The organism is Streptomyces sp. DT2A-34 (assembly GCF_030499515.1).
In the GTDB taxonomy this organism is placed as follows: Bacteria; Actinomycetota; Actinomycetes; order Streptomycetales; family Streptomycetaceae; genus Streptomyces.
Map to the genome: position 1 here is coordinate 7166007 of NZ_JASTWJ010000001.1, position 22196 is coordinate 7188202.

Genomic DNA, 22196 nt, shown 5'->3' on the forward strand with positions numbered 1-22196 from the left:
CTCGACGTGATCATGGCAGACAGGGCCCTCCCCGAGGGAGACTGTTGGACATGTGCCGCAGTATCAAGACGCTTCGTCCGCCCGCGTTGCCCGAAGAGGCGACGGAGGAAGAGATCCGGGCCGCCGCCCTGCAGTACGTGCGCAAGGTCTCCGGCTTCCGGGCTCCCGCCGCGCACAACCGGGAGGTCTTCGACCGCGCCGTAGATCTGATCGCGGAGGCCACGGCCGACCTGCTTGACGGGCTGGAGGTGCGTGGCACCGCTCCGGCGCGCGAGGCCGGCTGACGCCTGGGACTTCTACCGGCCGGGGCCCGCGGGCAGCTGCGCCGGCTTCCGGCGCATCAAGTACGTCGCCCCCGCCCCCGCCGCGCACAGCGCCGCCACCGACACCCCCGTCGCCAGCCACGTCGGGCCCAGCCACTGGGCCCCGAAATAGCCGAGGGCCACGCTGGACGTGGCCCAGGTGACGCCTGCCAGGGCGGACCAGGGGAGGAAGTCGCGCGGGCTGCGGCGCGTGGCGCCGGCGCCGAGGGAGACCACCGAGCGGCCGGCGGGGGCGAAGCGGGCCAGGACCACCAGGGCGCCGCCGCCCCGGGCCAGGGCCGTGCCGAGACGTTCCTGCGCCGAGGTCAGGCGGCGGGAGCGGGCGATCGCGCGGTCCAGTCGGGCGCCGCCGCGCCAGGCGAGACGGTAGGCGACCAGGTCGCCCAGGACGGAGGCCGTCGCGGCGCAGAGCGTCAGGGCCAGGATGTCCGGGACGTCGCCCGGGACCCGACCGGTCGCGGCGCCCGACCCCGCGGCCGCCGCTGTCGCCGCCGTGATCACCAGGACGCCGCTCGGCAGGACCGGCACGAACACGTCCAGCAGGACCGACAGCGCGACCACCACGTAGATCCATGGGCTCGCTGTCAGCAAACCCACGTCCCCGAGACCCTCGAACACCGCAACTCCCCGTTTTCCCCGTGGCCAGACCGTGCCGCGACGTCGTGGGGGAGCGGCAGGGGCGGCCTATGACAGCCATACAGCGTACGCCCGGGGTCTGACAGGAGATCCATCGGGGGCTCGTGTGTTCGGCACAGCATGTTCACTCGGGCACAGCATGTTCACTCGGCTGCCGTGCGGACGAGCAGAGGGAGCAGAGGGAAACGGCGCCCGTACCGCGTTGAGCCTCGCGGATACGGGCGCCGTCGTACTGCCCGGGCCCGGGCCTGAGGCAGATGCCTGAGCAGCCGTCAGGCCGCGACCGGCGTCTTGTCGGCCGCCGTCCCGCTCCCGGCCCCGGAACGCTTGGCGAACAGCCGGTCCAGGCCGAGCGCGCCGGAGCCGGTGAAGATCAGCAGGAACATGGCCCAGCAGAACAGGGCGGCGCCTTCGCCCTGGTTCTCGATGGGCCACAGGGCCTGGGGCTGGTGGACCTTGAAGTACGCGTATGCCATGGCGCCGGAGGAGATGAACGCCGCGGCGCGGGTGCCGAGGCCGAGCAGGACCAGGCTCCCGCCGACGAGTTCGATCACGGCGGCGTACCAGCCGGGCCAGGTGCCGGCTTCCGGGGTCTGGCCCCCGAAGGTGCCGAAGAGCGTGTTGGCGCCGTGGCAGGCGAAGAGCAGGCCGATGACTATGCGGAACAGGCCGATGGCGTAAGGCTGGGCGCTGTTAAGGCGTCCGGTCATGTGGGGGACTCCCTCGGTCTGATGTCTACCGTCCTTGTGAGGAACGGTGTGGGGACGGATACTGATCGGTAGCCCCACGTTAGGTAGCCCTAATCAACACTTACAAGTTCAACATTCGGCCAAGACTCTGCCCCGGAATCCCCATCCGCCCCGGAAGCAGCCGCACGTAGCGCCGCCCTCGCCACCGCATCCGCGTCCGAAAGAATGACCGAATCCACACCCGGCCGCACCCCCGCCGCCGTCACCCAGTGCACACCCTCCGTAGGCACACCGAACGCGAACCGCCTCGCGTGCGCCTGGCCCTGACGGTCGATCAGACGGTACGGCCGCTGCGTTACGTCCAGCCCTCCCGTTTCGTAACCGTCGACGGTGTGCGGTCGGCACTGCCCGGTCTTCAGCAGCCGGGCGAGCAGGTCGTCGGCGGTGCGGCGCAGGTCGGGTTCCGGCAGCCGGGCCTCGACGAGGGTCGTCGCCCGGACCGCCGAGCCCGGCACCTCGGGCGAGTGCGCCACCCACGCCCCCTCCTCCGCCCGCACCTCCAGCCGGGGCCCGAGCACCTCCACCACGCCGGCCTCCATCAGGGCCGTCAGCTCCTCCACGCGCCGCCGGGGCGGGCCGATGGAGAGGAAGGCATTGAGCGGGGTGTACCAGCGGTCCAGGTGGTTCCGGCGCGAGGTGCCGGTGAGACCGCCGTGGTCGACGATCAGCCGCAGCTCGTTGCGCAGGTCGCGCAGCACGTCGAGGGCCGACTTCAGCGGGCCCCGCACATTGCCCCGGGCGGCCTCGGCGGCGTCCTCGCGCAGATACGCCAGCAGCCACGCGCGCCACCGCACGGGATCCGCGACGTCGCACTCCGAGTAAGGGCGGGAGATCCGGTCCCAGCTCCAGCGCTCGCGCTCCGGGACGCCGAACTCGTCGAGCAGGCCCGCCTCTTGAGGGTCGCGGTGCGGGACGGTGAGGAAGCGTTCGGTGAACTCCGGCCGCCGGGCCCGCGGTATCAGCGCCGTGTAGTACACCGTCTCCACCTCCTTCGCCACCAACGGCCATATCTCCGCGAGGAAGTCCGGAGCCTCGCCCGAGTCCGCGCGCTTGCGGAACCCGGCGATCACCTCGGGGGTCAGGACGAGCGGGAGGTGACGGCCGTACGGCCCCTTCGCGTTGTCGCCGCGCGCCTGGTACGGGATGCCCCGGCGCGAACCGGCGTACAGGCGCGGCTCGTTGCCGGACGGGACGTAGCGCAGGCCGCCCCGGCCGTCGCCGCCGTCCCCGGCGCGGACGAAGCGGCCGCCGCGGCCGGTGGTCAACAGGGCCAGGTGGTCGAAGAAGTTGAGGCCCAGGCCGCGCAACAGCACCGGTTCCCCCGGGGATACGGGGGAGAGGTCGACGTCGGCCGGGTTCGCGGGCGGTACATAGCGCAGGCCGTGGCGTTCGGCGTACGCGGCAAGACGGCGCTGGGGGGCGTCGGCGGCCGTCGGCAGATGTCCCTGGGCCAGGACCACGGCGGACAGGCCGGTCAGGGTGCGGCCGTCGTCGAGGGTGAGGACCTGGCGGCCGTCGGGTGCGTCGTCGAGCCGTACCGCACGGGCCGCGTACGTCTCGACGTGGAGCGCCGGGGGCGCCTCGCGCACGACCTTCGCGAACACCCACTCCAGGTACCGGCCGTAGTGCGCGCGGGTCGGGTACTCGTCCGGGTCCAGCGCGCCGGCCGCCCAGTCGTAGAGGCTGGGGCCGGGCCGGATCGGGCCCGAGCAGTCGACGCTGTCGTCGGTGAACAGCGTGACCTGCGAGGACACCGTGTTCATCAGCAGCTCGGGCGACTGCGCGGTCCGCCACACGCGTCCGGGGCCGGGCGGCGCCGGGTCGATCACATGGACCGTGAGGCGTGCGCCGGGCGGGAGGAGCTCGGGGGTCGAGGCGCAGAGGCGTTCCAGGACGCTGGTGCCGCGAGGGCCGGCGCCGACCAGGGCGACGGAGACCGTGGGGGACTCCGGGGTCGGTGCGGAGGTCGGTGCAGACAAAAGGGTGACTCCCGGGCGTGTGGGGCGCATTGGAGCGATCCGCCGGATGGAAGCGGATGGTCCGGCTCATCATGCCGTCGGGAGCGGGGCGAACCGAGCCCCGGGGTGAGCGAGTGTGGGATGCATCACGAGCATCACATGCCACGGGGGTCCCAAGCGGGTGGAATGGGGGGAATGTGGGGCGAGGGGGATCGATCCCGCGTCGCGTCAGGGTTGATCGCGGGTCGAGGTGGGCTGATCGCGCGTCGAGGTGGGTTGATGTGGGGCGAGTCCGGGCGATCGTGGTGGGAGGGGGGCCGATCAGGCGGCGAGTCAGGGCCGGGCGTGCGTCGAGTCAGGCCGATGGTGGGGCAGGTCGGGGCCGATCGTTGGGCGAGGGCGGACCGGTCACGCGTCTAGTGCGGGCTGATCACGTGGCAGGTCCGCGGTGGTCGTCGGGCGAGGGCGGACCGGTCACGGGGCGAGTTCGGACTCCGCCACCGTCCGCAACCGCGCCCCCACCCCGCGCGCCCCGGCCCCGCGCCCCTCCGAGCCCCGTCCCGCCCGTGCCTGCTCCAGTCGCAGTCGTGCCGAACGCCCCTGCAGCGTCAGGGTCATGAGCTGGTTGCCGAACCAGGGCCCGCCCGTCCTGCGCCAGTCGATCGGCGGCCGTGGACAGCCCCCGTGCCCCGCGAACCACCGGCCGAGCACCCGGGCCACCCCGCTCCAGCCGAAGCGGAAGCCGAGCCGGATCGCCAGGTGAATGGCGTTGTGGACGGGCGAGCAGGTCAGCTGGAAGACGCGGGCCTCGGGGCCCTTCCCCGCCGGCCAGGTCGGCTCGGCCACGTACGCGTGATGCACGTCCCCCGACAGCACACACACCGTCGCCGGCGCCTGCGCCCCCGAGCCGGCCTCGGCGATCAGCTCCGCCAGCGCGTCGAAGGACGACGGGAACGCCGCCCAGTGCTCCAGGTCCGCCCGCCGCCGCAGATCCTCCCCGAACCGGGCCCAGCGCTCCCCGCGCTCACCCCGGCACAGGGCGGCGTTCCACGCCTCGGCGTCGTGCACCAGATGCGGCAGCAGCCAGGGGAGGGACGTGCCGATGAGGAGGTGGTCGTACGCACCACGATCGTCCAGCGCCTGCTCGCGCAGCCACCGCGCCTCGCCCGGGTCGAGCATCGAGCGCGCGTCCTCGTCGAGCACGCGGGCCGCCCGCGTGTCCACCATCAGCAGCCGTACGCGGCCGAAGTCGCGCCGGTAGCTCCAGCGGACGGAGGCGGGCTCGGCGTCGGCGCGGCAGGCGAAGTCGCGCAACAGGTCGGTGCCGTCGGGGACTTCGCGTACGGCGGCGTAGAGCGGGTCGGCGGCCAGCTCGTCCGGGGACAGGTTCCCCAGGTGCTGGTGCACCCAGTACGACATCAGTCCGCTCAGCAGCCGCTCCCGCCACCACGGGGTGGCCCGCATGTCGGCGAGCCAGGCGGCGGAGGTGTTCCAGTCGTCGATGACGTCGTGGTCGTCGAAGATCATGCAGCTCGGCACGGTGGACAGCAGCCAGCGCACCTCGGGGTCGAGCCAGGACTCGTAGTACAGCTGGGTGTACTCCTCGTAGTCCGCGACCTCGTCACCCGGCGGTTCGTTCAGGTCGCGCCGTGCGGCCAGCCAGCGCCGGGTCGCCTTGGAGGTCTCGTCGGCGTACACCTGGTCGCCCAGCAGCACCAGCACATCCGGCCGTTCGCCGTCCGGGTCGGCCGCGATCCGGGCGGCCAGTGTGTCCAGGGCGTCCGGGCCGACCGGGTCCTCCTCACCGGCCGGAGGTGCGGCCCAACGGCAGGAGCCGAAGGCGAGGCGGACGGTGTCGCCCTCGGCGGGGGTGCGGATGACGGAGGGCGGGAACGGGGTGTCGGGCAGCGGCCACACGCGCGTGCCGTCGAGGAGGACCTCGTACGACTGTGAGGACCCGGGAGTGAGGCCGGTCACCGGGATCAGGGCGTAGTGGTGGCCCGCGATCTGGAATGTGCGGGAGGTGCCGTGGGCGCCCTCCGAGCCGCGCACTTCGGCGGCGCACGGACGGCTCGCCTCGACCCATACGGTCGCGGACGAGCCGTCGGCGTACCTCAGCAGTGGTCCCAGGCGCAGTTCGGCCACGTGATCACCCTCCTCCGTCGCCCCGTACGGTACGGAACGACAGAGGTGGGCGGGGAGGTTCCGCAGGTCACGGTTTGCCGAACTCCGTCAGCACTCCGTCAGCAGTTGGCCAGGTAGTTCGTCAGGGCGGACTTCTCCGCCGAGTCGACCGAGAGGTCGTAGTAGTACTTCACCTGGACCCAGGCGCGCACGTAGGTGCAGCGGTACGAGCTGACCGACGGCATCCAGGTGGCCGGGTCCTGGTCGCTCTTGGCCTGGTTCACGTTGTCCGTGACGGCGATCAGCTGCGGGCGGGTCAGGTCGTTGGCGAAGGCCTGCCGGCGGGAGGTGGTCCAGCTGTCGGCGCCGGAGTCCCAGGCCTCGGCCAGCGGGACGAGGTGGTCGATGTCGACGTCGGAGGCGGCGGTCCAGGTGGCGCCGTCGTACGGGGAGAACCAGCTGCCGCTGGTGGCGGCGCAGGCGGAGTCCTGGACGACGTTCGTGCCGTCGCGCTTGAGGACGACCTCGCGGGTGTTGCAGGTGCCGGACTGGGTGATCCAGTGCGGGAAGAGGTCGCGGTCGTAGCCGGTGCGGTCCTCGGTGGCCACGGTGAGCGAGGCGAGGTAGGTGCGGGCGGTGGCGCCGCTGACCGGCGTGGGGAGCGCCGCGGAGGCGGTCGGGGCGTTGAACAGTGCGACGGAGGCTATGAGGCCGCTGAGGGCCGCGAGTATGCTGACCCGTCGACGCGCGTAGAACTTCGACATGCGAACTCCCTTGGGAGGTGGGGGTGTTGGCGTGCGAGCGAGGCAATGCTCGCGGCGCCGCGTTGCGGGGAGGTGTGCGTCGGGTAAGAAGTTAATGACGCGCACATGACACGACAAGGTTGAGTGCGGGACTTTCTTCCTGTGAATCGCTCGACGGGGCGTTCGACGGGACGTTCGACGGACGTTCGACGGCATCGCGTACGATGGGCGGCGCAGAAGGGGAGTAGCTCTTCGCCGGACCGTCGACATACTGCTCAGCTCGCCTGAGCCGGCGCCCGGAGGCGGACCTCGTCCATGAGGTCGGCCAGCGAGACCTTCGGCAAGCAGTGCACGCCCGTGTCGTACGGCACGGGCGACGAGTGTGCTGCCGTGCCGAGGTGTCGTAGCGCGATGATCGCACTGACAATGCTCTCGGTGGGGCGGCCCCGACCGATTGAGGAACCTTGATCAGCTTCACCGTGACGGCGGTCGTCTTCGGCGTCGTCTTCCTCGCCGAACTGCCCGACAAGACCGCGCTCGCCGGACTCGTCCTCGGTACGCGCTATCGCGCCTCCTACGTCTTCGCCGGTGTCGCCGCCGCGTTCGCCGTCCATGTCGCGCTGGCCGTGGCGGCCGGCAGTGTGCTGACGCTGCTGCCGCAGCAGATCGTGCACGCGCTGACGGGTGTGCTCTTCCTGGGTGGCGCGGCCGTGCTGCTCATGAAGGGGGACGAGGACGAGGAGGAGGTCCGCAAGCCGGAGAACCAGTCCTTCTGGAAGGTGTCCGGGGCCGGGTTCATGCTCATCCTGGTCGCCGAGTTCGGGGATCTGACGCAGATCATGACGGCGAATCTCGCGGCGCGTTACGACGATCCGCTGTCGGTCGGGCTCGGTGCGGTGCTGGCGCTGTGGGCCGTGGCGGGGATCGGGATCGTCGGGGGGAAGGCGTTGATTCGGCGGGTGCCGTTGCGGCTGATCACCAAGGTGGCGGCGCTGGTGATGCTGGGGCTCGGGGTGTGGAGCCTGTGGGAGGCGATCGCCGGGTGAGGCGGCGGTGAGGTGGGGGTGGGGCGGCGGTGAGGTCCGGGGGTGTGTCGTGGGCGGGCGGCTTTGGGTGAGTGGCCGGGTGGGGGAGCGGCGGCTGCGGGTGAGCGGGTGTGGTGGGCCGGGGCCGAGCTGAACTGTCGGTGAACTGTTTCCGGAGGCGGTAGCGGGATCGGGCCTCGGTTTTGTACCGTGAGGGAACAAAGTGGTTCCCGCCCGTTTTCCCTGACCGGCGGGCGGGGCCACCTTGTCCCTCCCGGGGCCACCCTGTACCCCCGGTGCCCCTCGCCCTGGAGCTGTCGATGCCGGCCACCACCGTGCCCACCACGCCCACTGTGCTCACCGCCCGTGCCCTCCTGCTCGACATGGACGGCACCCTCGTCAACTCCGACGCCGTCGTGGAACGGATCTGGCGTCGCTGGGCCGAACGGCACGGGCTGGACGGGGACGAGGTGATGAAGGTCGCGCACGGACGCCAGGGGCACGCCTCGATGGCGCTGCTGCTGCCCGAGCGGCCGATGGAGCAGAACCACGCGGACAACGCCCGCATGCTCGCCGAGGAGACGGCGGACGTGGAGGGTGTGGTGCCGATTCCGGGGGCGCCGGAGTTTCTGGCCTCGCTGCGGGGGTTGCCGCATGCGCTTGTGACCTCGGCGGATGTCGCGCTGTCCACGGCGCGGATGGCTGCGGCCGGGCTGGAGCTGCCGGAGGTGCGGGTGACCGCGGAGTCTGTGGGCGCGAGCAAGCCCGACCCGGAGGGGTTTCTGAAGGGGGCGGCCGAGTTGGGGGTCGCGCCGGGGGACTGTGTTGTGTTCGAGGACTCGGGGGCCGGCATCCAGGCGGGGCGCTCCGCGGGGATGCGGGTGGTGGGGGTTGGGGCGCGGGCCGCAGTTCATGGGCCGGATGTGGTGGTCCCGGATCTGCGAGAGGTGCGGGTCGAGGCTGCGGTGGGCGGGGAGATTCGGCTGTACGTCGGTTAGGAGCCCCGGCGTGGTGGCTGGGCGGCGGGGCGTCGCGCAGCCCGGTGCTGACGGGGTGCCGCCCTTCTTCGGGCCGCGAGCCGCCCTGGGCGGCACGAATGCCCGCGGCTGAGCGGACGGCCCTGCAGCGGCCTAGGGGCGCGGGGAACTGCGCGACCAGCCACACGCAACCTGTAGCCGCCAGTGGACGCGAAGTCCCGAGTGCTTGGGCGAACGACCCTCGCAACAGTGCCGCCCACCTCGCAGGCCCCGGCTCGCCCAGCGCAGCGTCACGGTTCCGTCGTCTCCGACTCCAGCTTCTCCCTCGTCGCCAGGTCGTACACCCCGTACTCCTCCGGCTGGATCCCCCGTGCCCACTGGTACCTGCTGACCGCGTCCTCCACGCCCTCGTTGTAGCTGCCGCCGGGCTCCCTCGTGTAGAGGCCGAGTTGGGTCAGGCGGAGTTCCAGTTCCGTGACCTCGGGGCCCCGGTCGCCGCGGCTGAGGGTCGGGGGCTCCGGCTCCCGGGCGGCGGCGGATTCCTCCTGGGCGTCCGGGGCCTCGGCCGCTGAGGGGGGCGTCGTGGGTTCGGTCGAGCGTGCCGGTGTCGGGGACGCGCTCGACCTCGACGGCGACGGTGAGGGGGACGCGCTCTCCGTGGGCGACGCGGGCGCGGGCGGCGGCACCGGACGCGTCGACGGCCCGGTCGGTGACGGCTCCTCGGACGCCTCGCTCGTCGACGGGACCGGGACGCTTGCCCGTACGTCGTCCGGCAGTGCCGTGTCCCGTGACGGCGCCTCGTACGTGAACAGTCCGCTCGCCAAGCCGGCCGCCGCCACTACGGCCACGAGTGCTCCGCCCACGCCCAGCAGGGCGATACGCGTACGGCGGTGGCGGGCACCCTCGCCCGGCGCGTCGGTCCCGGTGCCCTCGTCGCCCACGGCCGCGTCCGGCTCGAACAGGCTCAGGTCCCGTGTGCTCGGTGTCGTCGCCGCCGGGGACAGCGGGGTGGGGAGTGTCGAGGTCGGTTCGGTGGCGGGCGGGGCGGGGGCCGGGGTGAGGCCCGGGGCGGTCGGCGGTATCGCCCGTAGCGGCACCGTTTCGCCGTCGCCCTCCAGCTCCACGTACGGGCGTATCCGCAGGGGGTCGAAGTCCTCCGCCGCGGCCGCCTGCGCCGTACGGGCGTCGCGCAGGGCCTCGGACACGCGCTGCCCGCAGCCGCACGACGGGGTGTTGTCGGCCGCTCTCGGCGCCCCGCACTCCGGACAAAGGTGGCCATTCGGGCTATCCGTGCGTTCCAGGCCTTCCGGGCCCTTCGCTCCCTCGGTTTCCCTCGGCTCTGTCACGCGTTCGTCCCCTCCCCTCGCGAACTCCCCAGATTATGCAGACGTTCCTCACGCTGCCTCCCCAACCCCCGGAAGGGCCGCTTCCAAACGGACTCGACAGGCCATAACGGGGCGCAGCGATCATGATGGGAGGGGTAACGACTCGCTCGGGAGGTCTTCATGGCCGGGGACGCGCACGGTATGACGGGAAATGTGCGTGACGCGCAGCCCCCGCAGCGGGGAGTCGAGGCGCGCGAGAACGTGCCCGGCAACGTCCTCGTCTCCATCGGCGCGCTGCTCCTCGGCATGCTGCTCGCCGCCCTCGACCAGACCATCGTGTCGACCGCGCTGCCGACCATCGTCAGCGACCTCGGCGGCATGGATCACCTGTCGTGGGTCGTGACCGCGTATCTGCTGGCGTCCACCGCCGCGACTCCGTTGTGGGGCAAGCTCGGTGACCAGTACGGGCGCAAGCGGCTCTTCCAGATCGCGATCGTGATCTTCCTCGTCGGTTCCGCGCTGTGCGGCATGGCGCAGGACATGGCTCAGCTCATCGCCTTCCGGGCCGTCCAGGGGCTCGGTGGAGGCGGGCTCATCGTGCTGTCCATGGCGATCGTCGGTGACATCGTCCCGCCTCGTGAACGCGGGCGGTATCAGGGGCTGTTCGGCGCCGTGTTCGGGGCGAGCAGTGTGCTGGGGCCCTTGCTCGGCGGGGTGTTCACGGAGCATCTGAGCTGGCGGTGGGTGTTCTACGTCAATCTGCCCGTCGGGGTCGTCGCCCTCGCCGTCATCGCTGTCGTGCTGCACATCCCGCGCAAGTCGACGCGGCATGTCATCGACTACCTCGGCACTTTCCTCATCGCCTCCGTCGCCACCTGCCTGGTGCTGGTGGCCTCCCTCGGCGGGACGACGTGGAGCTGGGGGTCGGCGCAGATCGTCGGGCTCGCGGTTCTCGGTGTGGTGCTCGCTTTCGCCTTCGTCGCCGTTGAGCGTCGGGCTGCCGAGCCCGTTCTGCCGCTCAAGCTGTTCCGCGTGCGGACCTTCACGCTGTCCGCTGTCATCAGCTTCATCGTCGGGTTCGCCATGTTCGGCGCGATGACCTATCTGCCGACGTTCCTCCAGGTCGTGCAGGGGGTCAGTCCGACCATGTCCGGTGTGCACATGCTGCCGATGGTCGTCGGCATGCTGCTGTCGTCCACCGGGTCCGGGCAGATCGTCAGCCGCACCGGGCGCTGGAAGGTGTTCCCCATCGCCGGGACCGGGGTCACGACGCTCGGTCTGCTGCTGCTTCACCAGCTCGACATGGACAGCTCCACCTGGGAGATGAGCGTCTACTTCTTCGTCTTCGGGCTGGGGCTCGGGCTGGTCATGCAGGTGCTGGTGCTGATCGTGCAGAACGCCGTCTCGTACGAGGATCTCGGCGTCGCCACCTCCGGGGCGACGTTCTTCCGGTCCATCGGGGCCTCGTTCGGGGTCGCCATCTTCGGCACGCTCTTCGCCAATCGGCTCGATGACCAGTTGGTGGAGGCGTTTCGGGGGGTTCGGCTTCCGGCCGGGGTCTCGCTGGAGGGGCTTGAGGCGGATCCTCGTGACATCGCCGAGCTGCCCGCTGTGCTGCGGTCGGCCGCGCTGGAGGCGTACGCGATCTCGATCACCGATGTGTTTGTGTACGCCGCTCCTGTGGCGCTGGTGGGATTCGGGCTGGCCTGGCTGCTGCGGGAGGACAAGCTGCGGGGTTCGGTGACCGCTCCTGATGTGACCGAGACGCTGGCCAGTAATCCGGTGGAGCGGTCGTCGTACGACGAGGTGTGCCGGGCGTTGTCCGTGCTCGGTACGCGGGAGGGGCGGCGGGAGGTGTACCGGAAGATCATCGAGCGGGCCGGGTACGACCTGCTGCCGGCGGCCGGGTGGCTGCTGCTGCGGATCAAGAAGTACGGCTGGGTGGAGCCGGCGGTGCTCGCCGAGCGCAGTGCTGTGCCGCTGCCTGTGATCCTTGACGCCGCTCGGCAGGTGGAGGTGCGGCGGTTGGCTGTCCGTGACGGGCTTGATCTTGTGTTGACGGACAGGGGGCGGGAGGTTGCCGAGCGGTTGGCTCGGGTGCGGGAGGAGTCGTTCGCCGAGTTGTTGGGGGACTGGTGGGGGCCGGATCGGCCTACCGATCTGGTTCAGTTGGTGAAGGAGCTGAACGAGGAGTTGTGCGGGTCGGATCGCGAACGGCCTGCCTCCGGCGGTTGACCGGGGGTGACGGGTGCCTCCGGCGGTTGGGCGGGGGTGACGGGTGCCTCCGGCGGTTGGGCGGGGGTGACGGGTGCCTCCGGCGGTTGGGCGGGGGTGCCTGCGGCGGCCTGTTGCTGTTCGGTGGGGGTGCGGGTAGTGCCTTGGGTTGCGTGGTGGGTCGGGGCCGTGCCGGGGGGTGTCCGTCCTCGGTCGGGCGGTGGGCGTTGGGCTAGAGGTGCCGTGTCTTGACGCCCGACTCTGCGGGCGGACACCCCCCGGCACGTCCCCTTGCCGCCGTACGCGGGTGCGGGCGTCCCGCCCAAGCCGGGGGGCCGTCGTGCGCCGCAGCCGGGAGCCGCCCCGCCCCGGCCGGGGGGCCGTCCCGCGCCGCAGCCGCGGGCCGTCCCGCCCCATCCGCGGGCAGTCGTGCCGCTGGGGCGGCACGGGTGGGCGCGGGCGGCGCCCCGTCAGTGCCGGGCCGCGCGACCTACCCCGCCCGGCCCGGACGCCGGGTGCGCCAGTAGGCGGGCTGTGTCTCTGGCTCGGGTCGGCCGACGGAGTCACCCCGTGCCGGGCTGCGCGACCTACTCCCGCCCGGTCCGGACGCCGGGTGCGCCAGTAGGCGGGCTGTGTCTCTGGCTCGGGTCGGCCGACGGAGTCACCCCGTGCCGGGCTGCGCGACCTAACGCCGCGCACCCTTCGCCCCGTCAGTGCAGGGCCTTGGTGAACCAGTGTTCGGCGTAGGTGTCGTCGTTGTGGGGGGCCGTCTCCTCGTAGCCGAGGCTCGTGTACAGGGCGCGTGCCTCTGTCAGGTCGTGGCGGGTGTCCAGGACCATGCGGGTGGCTCCGAGGGAACGGGCCGTGGCCTCGGCGGCCTGGACGAGGGCCTGGCCGCCTCCCTTGCCGCGCATCGGCTCGTGGACGAACACCCGCTTCAGTTCCGCGGTGCCCGCGTCCAAGAGGCGTACGCCTGCTGAACCGGCCGGCTCCCCCGTGTAGCGGGCCACCAGCAACGTGCCTTTCGGTGGCCGGAGTTCGTCCCAGGTGTGCGCGGCGATCTCGCGGTCCAGCTCGGCGGGGTCGGTGCGGTGGCCCTCGTGCAGGAGGTAGTAGCGGTCGCTGACCTCCGTGTAGTACGCCCGCCAGAGGGCGGTGGCGGCGGGGGAGTCGGGGGGTTCCGGGGCGACGGTCCAGGTCATGTCGGACATTGTCGGAGGGGGAGCCGGTGGGCCCGCAAGCGAATATGGGCTGGGTTGGGTCGGGTGCGTCCGGGACGCCCCACGGGGGCTGTTTGAGGGGTGCCTTCCGGGCAACCCGGCAGATATGTCCACAGGTGTGATCGTTCTGATCGTGATTGCGGCGGTCGTCGTCGTGCTCGGCGCGGCCGTCCTGGCTCTACGCGCTCGGGGTGCGCAGGGCAGCCGGGGTCTGAGGCGGCGCTTCGGGCCCGAATACGAGCGGGCCGTGGCCCGGCACGACGGAGACGCCAAGGCCGCCGAGCGTGAGCTCGCCCAGCGGGTGGAGCGGCACGGCGGGCTGCGGGAGCGGCCGCTGGAGCCGGTCGAGCTCGAGCGGTTCGAGGCCCGCTGGACGGCGGCCCAGGAGCGCTTCGTCGACTCGCCGAAGGAGGCCGTCGGCGAGGCGGACCGGCTGCTCGCGGACGTGGCGCGGGCCCGGGGTTTCCCGGACGGCGCCCAGTACGAGGAGCAGCTCGCGGCCCTGTCCGTGCACCACGCGGACCGTGTGCAGGGCTACCGGCACGTGCACCGCGTCGCCCATGCGCGGGTGGGCGGCGGCCAGGAAGGCGGTGAGCCGGGTACCGAGGAGATGCGCGAGGCCATGATCGAGGCCCGGGGAATGTTCGAGGAGCTGACGGCCCCGGTCGCGCGTCACCGCGGGGAGCCCCACGAGTCCCGGAGGGACACCGGCGGGCGGGGGTCCGCCCGCACCGACGGCCACCGCGGCCATCTGCCGTGGACGTTCTCAGGACGCCACGCGAAGGGGAGTTGAGTGACATGACGGACGCGACGACCGGCAGGGGACGACCTGACTACGAGCCGGCGACGAGCGGGCCCGCGGCCGTGCCCACCGGCGGGACGGAGCGCGGCGGCATGGAGTCGCGCGTCTCGACGCCGGGCGGGATCGGCACGAAGAGCGGGCGCACGGAGAGCGGGCACATGGAGAGCGGGCACGAGGACGCGCCGCTGTTTCCGCATGACGAGTCCGACAAGTTCGAGCTGCAGCTGCAGCACGCGGTCTCCGGGTTCGTCGACGGCCCCCGGGCCGCCGTCGAGGAGGCCGACCATGTGCTGGAGGAGCTCACCGGCCGTTTGACCGAGGAGGTGGCGCAGCGCCGCCGTACGCTGCGTGGATCCTGGCAGTCCATGGACGTGGCCGAGGACAAGCCCGGTTCGTCCACCGACACCGAGCAGCTTCGGCTCGCTCTGCGCGACTACCGCGAGCTGGCGGAACGGCTGCTACACGTCTGAGCCGTCCGACCGGGAACCGTTCGCCGCCGTCCGGCGCTCCCGCCACTGCCGTACGACCTCTTCGACGTCGTACGGCTTGCGGCCCAGGGGAGGGCCGGGCGGCGGCTTCAGCAGCATGTCGCGGATCTTGACGTTCACGTCCGTGATGATCTTCCGGACGATCCGTTCGCTGGGGGCCGTGTAGGCCGCCGTCAGCGCGTCCTCCGCCTCCTTGCGCAGGGCCAGGGCCGGGGGCAGGACCGACAGGCCCTCGCGGGCCATTTTGCGCTTGACCCACCACAGTTCGTCGTACGGGGATTCCAGGTCGTTCGGCAGGAGTTTGCCGGCTCCGGGCAGTCTGTCGAAGTCGCCGCGCGCCTGCGCGTCGTGGATCTGCTTGTCGACCCAGGACTCGAACGGAACACCGGGGGGCTTTCGCTCGGTCATGAGTTCATTGTGCCGGACGCGGCGGTGCCGGGCGATTTATCATGCGGCGTCGGTGGCCAACACGGCTGCCGTACAAGGAGTTTCAGGAGGAACGCACGTGCTCGAACTCACCATGGCCGCCGTGTCCGCGGCGGACGAGGGTGCCACGGCCGGCATGCTCATGGCCGACGCGCCCAGCGAGCCGGGTGCCGTGCTGCGGGTGGGCCGGGACAAGACGGTGTGCCGGCTCTCGACGCCGGACGACTGGCTGTTCGTGTCGCGGGTCCACCTGGAGTTCCTGTGCGGCCCGGACGGCGGGTGGCAGGTGAGCTGGCTGCGTGGCTCGCAGGCCGACCCTTCCTCCGAGGTGCGGCTGACCGTGGGGGAGTACGCCCAGCCGATCGGCTACGGCGGGACGGTGCCGCTGCCCAGGGGCGGCAGCGGCGAGATCGTCATCCAGGACCGTACGGCGCCGCGCAGCGTCAACGTCGGTTTCTATCAGGAGGCTTGAGAGGCGAGCGGGGCGGTGGCTTACGCCAGCACCCGCGCCAGCGCGAAACCGTCGTAGCCCTTGCTGCCCACCGTCTGGATCGCCGTGCCGCTCAACCTCGGGTGGCTGCCGATCAGTTCGATGGCGGTGCGGGTGCCCCGGACGTCCGGCGCGGAGCTGTCCGCGTCGGCGACCCGGCCGCCGCGCACCACGTTGTCCACGACGACCAGGCTGCCGGTGCTCGTGAGTCTGAGGGCCCAGTCGACGTAGTGCGGGTTGTTGGCCTTGTCGGCGTCGATGAAGACCAGGTCGAAGGGTGCCGGGTTCTCGTCGGCCAGCTTGGGCAGCGACTCCAGGGCCGGGCCGACCCGCACCTCGACGATCTTGTCCAGGCCCGCCCGCGCGATGTTGCGGGTGGCGACCTCGGCATGCTTGGGGCTGTACTCCAGCGAGATCAGGCGGCCGTCGGCGGGCAGGGCGCGGGCCAGCCAGATGGTGCTGTAGCCGCCGAGCGTGCCGATCTCCAGGATGTTGCGGGCGCCCTGGATCTCGGCCAGGAGCTGGAGGAACTTGCCCTGCGGCGCGGTGACGTTGACGTGCGGGAGCTCGGCCGCGTCGCTGTCGCGCAGGGCCGCCTGGAGGGTGTCGTCCTCGGGTGAGAGGTGGGCGGAGAAGTACTCGTCGACGTCGTCCCAGAGCTGCGACTCGCTCATCGCCTTGCCTTTCCTGTGGCCAGCTGGAAGCGCTGAGTAGAAGTGCTATGCAGAAGCGCTAAGTAGAAACGCTAAGTAGAAACGCTAACTAGATGTGCTAACGAATGTGGTCGCGTGCCCCGCTCCCTGTCGGGGACTTTCCTGTTCGGGGGTTTCCGTTTCCCCGTCAGGGACTCCAGGATCGTCGATTCAGCCGATCGGCGCAGGCGGCTGCGCCGGGGGCGAGGGCGGTGGCGGGGGTGGGGACGGAGGCCTCGGGGGCGTCGGGGGTGTCGGGGGCGTCGGCGCCTCCGGTCGTCGGGACCGGCGTACGGCGAGCACCGCCCCCGTCGCCACGGCCAGGGCGGGGCCGCCCGTCACCGTCAGCAGCCACGCCGGGATGCCGGCCACCGTGCGCAGCCGGTCCTCGTGGATCACCTGCTGGAAGGGGTCGTCGGCCGCCGCCGTGCGCAGCACGTGGTCGCCGGAGATCCGCTCGGGGTACGGGAATTCCTGGCCGATCGCGGTCAGGAACGGGGTGTCGGCCGCCGCCAGCTCGGCCAGCGGGCCGGTCTTCGCCGTCACCCGGCCGGCGTAGGTGACGCGGGGGCGTTCGCCGCCGATGCGGGTGCTCGGTTCCATGCGGTGCGCGGCCAGCACGTACAGGCCCAGCGACTGCGGGGTCTCGGCGAGGCGGGACAGGCGCATCGGGTACACCGGCTCGTCGGCCCGGAAGGTGAGGTGCAGCGGGTCCAGGGTGCCGGTCAGCGGCTCGCCGGAGCTGTCGGGGGCCAGCTTGACGGCGACGTACTCCCAGCGCTTTTGGACGTACGGCCGCAGGGCGCCGTCCAGGCGGGCCGGCAGGGCGAAGCCGTTGCTGTCCAGCCAGCCGTCGAGGGCGCCCGGGTCGGTGGCGGTCAGCCGGGCCACGTCGAAGGGGCCGAGCCGCTGCCGGCCGACCACGTCCACGGGAGGGGTGCGTCCGCCGCCGAACCCGGGCGGGGGCGGGCCGCCGGGCGTGCCGTCGCCGGTCACCAGGGGCCAGTCGCCGTCCTGGGGCCAGAAGTGGTATCGCTCGCGGTGCACGGGGGCGGTGACGGCGCGCAGCTCGTCGAAGAGGGCCGGGTCGCCGAGCCGGACCGTCGCCCGCCGCGGCACCGGCATGATCCACGCGACCCGCTCGGCGTCCCCGCCGACGGTCAGCCGCATCACGATCTGCTCCCGCGTCCCGTCCCACCGCACGACGGACTCCTCACGCGCGACGGTCACGCGCCGCGCGTCGCCGGGCACCATGGCCCCGCAGCCGCACGCCCACGCGGGTGCCACGAGCTGTCCGAGCTGGAGGGCGAGCAGCGCCGCGACGACGGTGAGGGCGCGGCCCCGGGACCGCCCCCGCACCCCTTCCCGCAGCGACCCGGCCATTGCCCGTATCCCCTCCATCCCCGCAAACCCCTCCACCGTGCTGACGTCAGGGCTTCAGACGGTACGGCCGATGATCCGGTTCCGGGGCCCGGTCCCGCGATGTGAACGATTCCGCGTCCGCGGGAGGCGACCCGCGGGAGGCGACCCACGGGAGGCGAGGGGACCGGTGCCCGACTATCGTCATCCGGACAAAAGGAGAGCAGACGTCAGGTGAAGGCAGGGTTGCCTGCGTCTCTCCCGGGGGTGGTGCGGGCCTCGCCGGGTCCGTGACGATTCCTTTGCGTGTGGGACGTGTGGGACCTGTGGGACGACCGGGGCGGGAGGCCGACGAGGCGTGGCGAATGCGGATCACGGTGGGCGACCGGCGGAGGCACTCGGAGCCACGGCCGTCGGTACGGTTCAGGCACGCCTGCGCGTGGCGCGCCTCGGTCTGTGGCTGGTCGCCGCGATTCTCGGCGTACGGCAGGTGGCCGTCGTCCTCGGCACTCCCTCCGGGGAGCGGCTGACGGACCTGGAGACCTGGGTCGGCCCGGACGGCGTTCTGCATGTGAAGGGATCGCTGTACGACTCGACGCAGTTCACCGGTACGCCGTTCGGCGGGCTCGTCCTCAAGCCGCTGACGCGCGCCGCCGAGCAGGCCCTCGGCTGGGGCTGGACCTTCGGCACCCTCCTGCTCGTCGTCGCCCTCGGCCTGGTCGCCGCCCGTGCCCTGCCGCAGCCGGTGAGCAGACGGGCCTCGCTGCTCGCCGCGCCCGTCGCGATCAGCCTGCTCATGCTGTCGTTGCCGGTGCGCAACACCCTCTACCTCGGCCAGACCAGCATCATGCCGGTCCTGCTCGTCCTGCTCGGCTGCTTCGCCGTGCGCGGTGAGCGGGCCAGCGGCGTGCTCATCGGGCTCGCGGCCGCGCTCCAGCCGACCCTGCTGCTGTTCACCCCGCTGCTGTGGTTCACCGGCCGCCGCCGGGCCGCGCTCTCCACGGGGGCCGCGTTCGCCGCGAGCACCGTGGTCGCCTGGGTGGCGATGCCGGGCGACTCGTACACCTACTGGGTGCACCACGTGGGCGGCGTCGGTCTCGGCGGCCGCGCCGACGACCTCGCCAACCAGTCCCTGCACGGCGCCCTGCTGCGGCTGGGGCTGACGGGCCCGCTGGAGATCGCCCTCTTCCTGCTCCTCGGTGCCGCCGTCGCCGTCCTCGCGCTGCGCCGCGCCGTGCGCTACGCCCGCGACGGGCAGCTCCTCCTCGCCGTCGCGATCACCGGCTGCGCGGCGATCGTCGCGTCCCCCACGGCCTGGCAGCACCAGCTGCTGTGGGTGCTGCTCGCGGTCGTCGGGCAGGTCGGCAAGCGGGCGGGCGACCGGTACGTGTGGCCGGTCGCCGTCATCCTGGTGATGACGCTGCCGGCGAAGACGATGGTGCCGGACAAGGTGATCTTCCACCCCCTGCGCGCCGACCTGATCCTCCTGGCCGCGCTCGCCACGGCCGTCGTCGTGCCGTTCCTGTCGCGTACGTCGCCGTACTGGCAGACGCCGATCCCGACCCGGTACGCCGACCCGGTCCCGTCCCGCTTCCGGCGTATCCCGCTGGTGCCGTTCCTGCGCCGGGTGCTGAGCCGTCCGAACCTGCTCTTCGAGCTGTTGCTGATCCGGGTCACCTACTACGCGTACGCCCAGATCCGCCTCGCCGCGGCCGGCGGCTCCCACTCGGCCGGCCGGGTCACCGCCGAGGAGCACGGCGCGGAGATCCACTCCATCGAACGCGCCCTGCGCATCGACATCGAGTACTGGGCCAACCACGCCGTGGTGAAGATCGACTGGCTCCGGAACTTCTTCGACTTCTACTACGAGTCGTTCCACTTCGGCGTCCCGCTCGCCATACTCGGCGTCCTCTACTGGCGTCGCCCGGTCGACTACCGCTGGGCCCGCTCCGCGATCGGCTTCGCGACGGTCTTCGCCCTGATCGGCTTCTGGCTCTACCCCCTCGCCCCGCCCCGCCTGATGCCCGGCCTCGGCTTCATCGACACAGTCCACGGTCCACAGGACTTCACCCAGCCCGACTACGGCACCCTCACCGAACTCACCAACCAGTACGCGGCGATGCCGTCCCTGCACTTCGGCTGGTCCCTGTGGTGCGGCCTGGTCATCCTCGTCCTGGCCCCCAACTGGTGGCTGAAGACCCTCGGCCTGCTGCACCCCCTCCTCACGGTCACCGCGATCGTCGTCACCGGCAACCACTGGGTACTGGACGCGGCAGGCGGCGCGCTGGTCGTCGCCGCGGGCTTCGGCATGACGCACCTGCTCCAGGGACCGCGCGCCAGGACGGTCACGCCGGAGGCGGAGCGGGTCAGCGGCGGTTCCCCGGTGCCGGTGAAGGACCGTGCTGCGAGCTGATCGGTGGCGGCCGGGGAGAGAACGGTGTGCAAGGAGGCTGGTCCGGGGATGGGGGCAGCAGTGGTTTGTCGGCTTCGGTGAGGGCTCGTGCTCTGGGGTGATCGGTGGTGGACGGGGTGTGGTGTGCGGTGAGGGGGGCGTGCCGGGCCGGTCGTTGCGGGCCGCCGCATTCGTACGGCGGCTCCCGCGCGCCAGGACGGTCACGCCGGAGGCGGAGCGGGTCAGCGGCGGTTCACCGGTGCCGGTGAAGGACCGTGCTGCGAGCTGATCGGTGGTGGCCGGGGAGAGAACGGCGTGCAAGGAGGCTGGTCCGGGGATGGGGGCAGCAGTGGTTTGTCGGCTTCGGCGAGGGCTCGTGCTCTGGGGTGATCGGTGGTGGACGGGGTGTGGTGTGCGGTGAAGGGGTGGCGTGCCGGGCGGTCGGCCCGGGCCGCCGCATTCGTACGGTGGCTCCCGCGCCCAGGACAGTCACGCCGGCGGCCGAGAAGCTCAGCAGCGGCTCCCCGGTTCCGGTGAAGGACCGTACTCCGAGCTGATCCGGTACTCGCCGGGGGAGGAGACAGTCAGGCGGGTGAACTCGCCCTGTTGGGTGAGGCAGCCGTCGCCGTCCGTGTGCAGCCAGGGTGAGTAGGCCACGCGGACGGTCGCCGTCCCGGCCCGGGGCATGCGTATGACGAGGTCGGCGCTGGACGTCGAGACGATGTCGGCGGGGGCGGTCACGAGGGGGACCGCGTTCCGTACTCGGTAGACCCGCCAGTGCTCGTCCTGCCATACCGGCTCCAGCCACTCGGGGCGGTGGTCGCGTATGAGCGCCGCCTCGACCTTGGCGTAGGCGTCGGGCCTGCCCAGGGGCAGTACGACGAAGCCGACGGCCCAGCGGTCCAGCCAGGTCCGGTAGGTGGTGGGGGAGAAGGAGCCGTCGTAGAAGAGGCGGGCGCGCTCCATGTCGAGTTGGCGGTTCCAGCCGCGGGCCATGTTGACGTGCGGGGCGAGGCCGCTGGCCTCGCGGTGGTTGTGGGCCGGGACGACCTCGACGCGGGTGCGGTCGGCGCCGAGGCGGTCGAGGGCGCGGACCACTCCGTGGGTCTCGGTGGCCCAGGCGGGCACCTTCGTGGAGACGTACAGGTCGTCGCCGGTCTTCTTGGTGACCCAGGCGACGGAGAAGACGAGGGCGGCGATCAGGAGGTTCCGGCGGAGCTTCGCGAGCCGGGGCTGGGCCACCAGGGCGGCGAGGAGGGCGGCGGGCGCGAACAACTCGGCGAAGCGCTCGACGTTCGTGCCCACCGGCGAGGCGATGAGATACGTCAGGACCGTCCCCGCCGCGTAGACGGCCCCGCTCCAGCGGGCGACGCGCCACGTGCGCGGAGCGAACGCCGTGACCGCGAGGCCCAGGAAGAAGGGCGGCCAGATGCGGTCGGCGGACATCAACTGCTCGCCCTTGAAAGGGAAGAGGAGAGCCGTCGCGCCGACGGTCACGGCGGGCGGGACCAGGAGGGCGAGGGCGCGGCCGTACTCGCGGGTGGCGAGGTGGGCGGCGCCGACGACGACCACGAAGAGCCCCGCCACCGGGCTGGCCATGGTCGCGAGCGCGGCGTACGCGCCGGCGAGGACGATCCGCCGCTCACGGGTGAGCAGGAGGCACGCGGCGAGTCCGAAGGCGACGCCGAGGGCGAAGGTGGTGCGGCCGGAGGCCACGTTGCACCACAGGGCGAAGGCGGCCAGCAGGGCGGGGCCGAGGGGTCTTCGGACGCTCCTGGCGCGGGTGATGAGGACCGCTGCCAGCCAGGTGGCGGCCAGGCCCGAGACGACCGTGACCGCGCGGACACCCAGGGCGGCCATCAAGTACGGGGATATCAGGCTGTAGTTGGCGGTGTGCGTGCCGCCGTACCAGAAGAGGTTGTAGGCCGAGCCGCCGTGCCGCTCCGCGAAGCCGGCCCACGCGTACTGGGCTGCCAGGTCGCCGCCGCCGGTGGCGAGGAACGCCCACCACACGAGGTACAGGGGCAGCGGGGCGAGCGTGGCGAGAAGCGGGACACGATGGCGGGCCCACAACGTGGGCAGGCGCCGCTCCTGAGCCGGGGCCGTCGGCCGCGCGGGTCTTGCACGGGTGAGTTCGGCAGGGACCATGTGACCGAAGACGCCGAATCAGGCCGGTTCGTTCATCCGACGAGTGCACACATTCTCCATCGAAGGACACCCGGATCTCCGCCAACCAGCATGAATAGGCGACTG

General features: G+C 72.0%; 19 protein-coding genes. 8 read left to right on the forward strand and 11 right to left on the reverse strand.

The window, feature by feature from the left end; translation table 11 throughout:
• Positions 1–50 precede the first annotated feature (50 nt).
• Positions 51–284, forward strand: a complete 234-nt coding sequence (locus QQM39_RS32180; protein ID WP_302001048.1) for a DUF2277 domain-containing protein — start codon at positions 51–53, stop codon at positions 282–284.
• A gap of 12 nt (positions 285–296) precedes the next feature.
• Here QQM39_RS32180 and QQM39_RS32185 read toward each other — a convergent pair whose 3' ends face one another.
• From QQM39_RS32185 to QQM39_RS32205, 5 genes are all read right to left on the reverse strand, one after another.
• Positions 297–941, reverse strand: a complete 645-nt coding sequence (locus QQM39_RS32185; RefSeq protein ID WP_302001049.1) for a DedA family protein — start codon at positions 939–941, stop codon at positions 297–299.
• A 290-nt stretch (positions 942–1231) separates the two neighbouring features.
• Positions 1232–1669, reverse strand: a complete 438-nt coding sequence (locus tag QQM39_RS32190; protein ID WP_302001051.1) for a DoxX family protein — start codon at positions 1667–1669, stop codon at positions 1232–1234.
• Between the two features lie 89 nt (positions 1670–1758).
• Positions 1759–3687, reverse strand: a complete 1929-nt coding sequence (locus QQM39_RS32195) for an FAD/NAD(P)-binding protein (RefSeq protein ID WP_302001052.1) — start codon at positions 3685–3687, stop codon at positions 1759–1761.
• 453 nt (positions 3688–4140) lie between these two features.
• The gene (locus QQM39_RS32200; protein ID WP_302001053.1) at positions 4141–5811 is read right to left on the reverse strand and encodes an alkaline phosphatase D family protein; all 1671 of its coding nucleotides are present in this window, start codon (positions 5809–5811) and stop codon (positions 4141–4143) included.
• A gap of 98 nt (positions 5812–5909) precedes the next feature.
• Entirely contained in the window at positions 5910–6554 is a 645-nt protein-coding gene (locus tag QQM39_RS32205; protein ID WP_302001054.1) for an HNH endonuclease family protein, read from the reverse strand.
• Positions 6555–6997: 443 nt separating this feature from the next.
• Here QQM39_RS32205 and QQM39_RS32210 point away from each other — a divergent pair, with 443 nt between their 5' ends.
• Entirely contained in the window at positions 6998–7579 is a 582-nt protein-coding gene (locus QQM39_RS32210; RefSeq protein ID WP_302001055.1) for a TMEM165/GDT1 family protein, read from the forward strand.
• 299 nt (positions 7580–7878) lie between these two features.
• Positions 7879–8556 (forward strand): HAD family hydrolase, encoded by a 678-nt coding sequence (locus QQM39_RS32215; RefSeq protein ID WP_302003802.1) that lies wholly within the window; start codon positions 7879–7881, stop codon positions 8554–8556.
• A 269-nt stretch (positions 8557–8825) separates the two neighbouring features.
• Here the strand turns inward: QQM39_RS32215 and QQM39_RS32220 are convergent, their stop codons facing one another.
• Positions 8826–9740, reverse strand: coding sequence for a peptidoglycan-binding protein (locus tag QQM39_RS32220; protein WP_302001056.1), 915 nt, complete (start codon positions 9738–9740; stop codon positions 8826–8828).
• A gap of 321 nt (positions 9741–10061) precedes the next feature.
• On the opposite strand from QQM39_RS32220, the gene QQM39_RS32225 reads away from it, so the two are divergent.
• On the forward strand, positions 10062–12095 hold the full coding sequence (locus QQM39_RS32225) for a DHA2 family efflux MFS transporter permease subunit (RefSeq protein WP_367669706.1): 2034 nt from the start codon (positions 10062–10064) through the stop codon (positions 12093–12095).
• A 689-nt stretch (positions 12096–12784) separates the two neighbouring features.
• Here the strand turns inward: QQM39_RS32225 and QQM39_RS32230 are convergent.
• On the reverse strand, positions 12785–13276 hold the full coding sequence (locus QQM39_RS32230; protein WP_302001058.1) for a GNAT family N-acetyltransferase: 492 nt from the start codon (positions 13274–13276) through the stop codon (positions 12785–12787).
• Between the two features lie 124 nt (positions 13277–13400).
• Here QQM39_RS32230 and QQM39_RS32235 point away from each other — a divergent pair, with 124 nt between their 5' ends.
• Complete coding sequence (locus tag QQM39_RS32235) at positions 13401–14087, forward strand: hypothetical protein (protein WP_302001059.1); 687 nt, start codon at positions 13401–13403, stop codon at positions 14085–14087.
• Positions 14051–14566, forward strand: a complete 516-nt coding sequence (locus QQM39_RS32240; protein WP_302001060.1) for a hypothetical protein — start codon at positions 14051–14053, stop codon at positions 14564–14566. The genes QQM39_RS32235 and QQM39_RS32240 overlap by 37 nt, the downstream gene beginning before the upstream one ends.
• Here QQM39_RS32240 and QQM39_RS32245 read toward each other — a convergent pair.
• Complete coding sequence (locus QQM39_RS32245; RefSeq protein WP_302001061.1) at positions 14555–14992, reverse strand: DUF1992 domain-containing protein; 438 nt, start codon at positions 14990–14992, stop codon at positions 14555–14557. The two genes, QQM39_RS32240 and QQM39_RS32245, sit on opposite strands and share 12 nt — an antisense overlap.
• Before the next feature lie 97 nt (positions 14993–15089).
• On the opposite strand from QQM39_RS32245, the gene QQM39_RS32250 reads away from it, so the two are divergent.
• Positions 15090–15482 (forward strand): hypothetical protein, encoded by a 393-nt coding sequence (locus QQM39_RS32250; protein WP_302001062.1) that lies wholly within the window; start codon positions 15090–15092, stop codon positions 15480–15482.
• Between the two features lie 20 nt (positions 15483–15502).
• Here QQM39_RS32250 and QQM39_RS32255 read toward each other — a convergent pair whose 3' ends face one another.
• Both QQM39_RS32255 and QQM39_RS32260 read right to left on the reverse strand, forming a co-directional pair.
• Positions 15503–16174, reverse strand: coding sequence for an O-methyltransferase (locus QQM39_RS32255; RefSeq protein WP_302001063.1), 672 nt, complete (start codon positions 16172–16174; stop codon positions 15503–15505).
• Positions 16175–16363: 189 nt separating this feature from the next.
• On the reverse strand, positions 16364–17575 hold the full coding sequence (locus tag QQM39_RS32260; protein ID WP_302001064.1) for a DUF2330 domain-containing protein: 1212 nt from the start codon (positions 17573–17575) through the stop codon (positions 16364–16366).
• A gap of 334 nt (positions 17576–17909) precedes the next feature.
• Here QQM39_RS32260 and QQM39_RS32265 point away from each other — a divergent pair, with 334 nt between their 5' ends.
• Complete coding sequence (locus tag QQM39_RS32265) at positions 17910–19964, forward strand: phosphatase PAP2 family protein (RefSeq protein ID WP_302001065.1); 2055 nt, start codon at positions 17910–17912, stop codon at positions 19962–19964.
• Positions 19965–20453: 489 nt separating this feature from the next.
• Here QQM39_RS32265 and QQM39_RS32270 read toward each other — a convergent pair whose 3' ends face one another.
• Entirely contained in the window at positions 20454–22091 is a 1638-nt protein-coding gene (locus QQM39_RS32270; protein WP_302001066.1) for a glycosyltransferase family 87 protein, read from the reverse strand.
• Positions 22092–22196 lie beyond the last annotated feature (105 nt).

Bases quoted from the DNA above. Each gene is read 5' to 3' on its own strand.
- QQM39_RS32215 (WP_302003802.1), top strand. From the start codon at position 7,879: ATGCCGGCCACCACCGTGCCCACCACGCCCACTGTGCTCACCGCCCGT.
- QQM39_RS32255 (WP_302001063.1), bottom strand. From the start codon at position 16,174: ATGAGCGAGTCGCAGCTCTGGGACGACGTCGACGAGTACTTCTCCGCC.
- QQM39_RS32245 (WP_302001061.1), bottom strand. From the start codon at position 14,992: ATGACCGAGCGAAAGCCCCCCGGTGTTCCGTTCGAGTCCTGGGTCGAC.
- QQM39_RS32205 (WP_302001054.1), bottom strand. From the start codon at position 6,554: ATGTCGAAGTTCTACGCGCGTCGACGGGTCAGCATACTCGCGGCCCTC.
- QQM39_RS32260 (WP_302001064.1), bottom strand. From the start codon at position 17,575: ATGGCCGGGTCGCTGCGGGAAGGGGTGCGGGGGCGGTCCCGGGGCCGC.
- QQM39_RS32180 (WP_302001048.1), top strand. From the start codon at position 51: ATGTGCCGCAGTATCAAGACGCTTCGTCCGCCCGCGTTGCCCGAAGAG.
- QQM39_RS32270 (WP_302001066.1), bottom strand. From the start codon at position 22,091: ATGGTCCCTGCCGAACTCACCCGTGCAAGACCCGCGCGGCCGACGGCC.
- QQM39_RS32235 (WP_302001059.1), top strand. From the start codon at position 13,401: ATGTCCACAGGTGTGATCGTTCTGATCGTGATTGCGGCGGTCGTCGTC.
- QQM39_RS32230 (WP_302001058.1), bottom strand. From the start codon at position 13,276: ATGACCTGGACCGTCGCCCCGGAACCCCCCGACTCCCCCGCCGCCACC.
- QQM39_RS32225 (WP_367669706.1), top strand. From the start codon at position 10,062: ATGACGGGAAATGTGCGTGACGCGCAGCCCCCGCAGCGGGGAGTCGAG.
- QQM39_RS32190 (WP_302001051.1), bottom strand. From the start codon at position 1,669: ATGACCGGACGCCTTAACAGCGCCCAGCCTTACGCCATCGGCCTGTTC.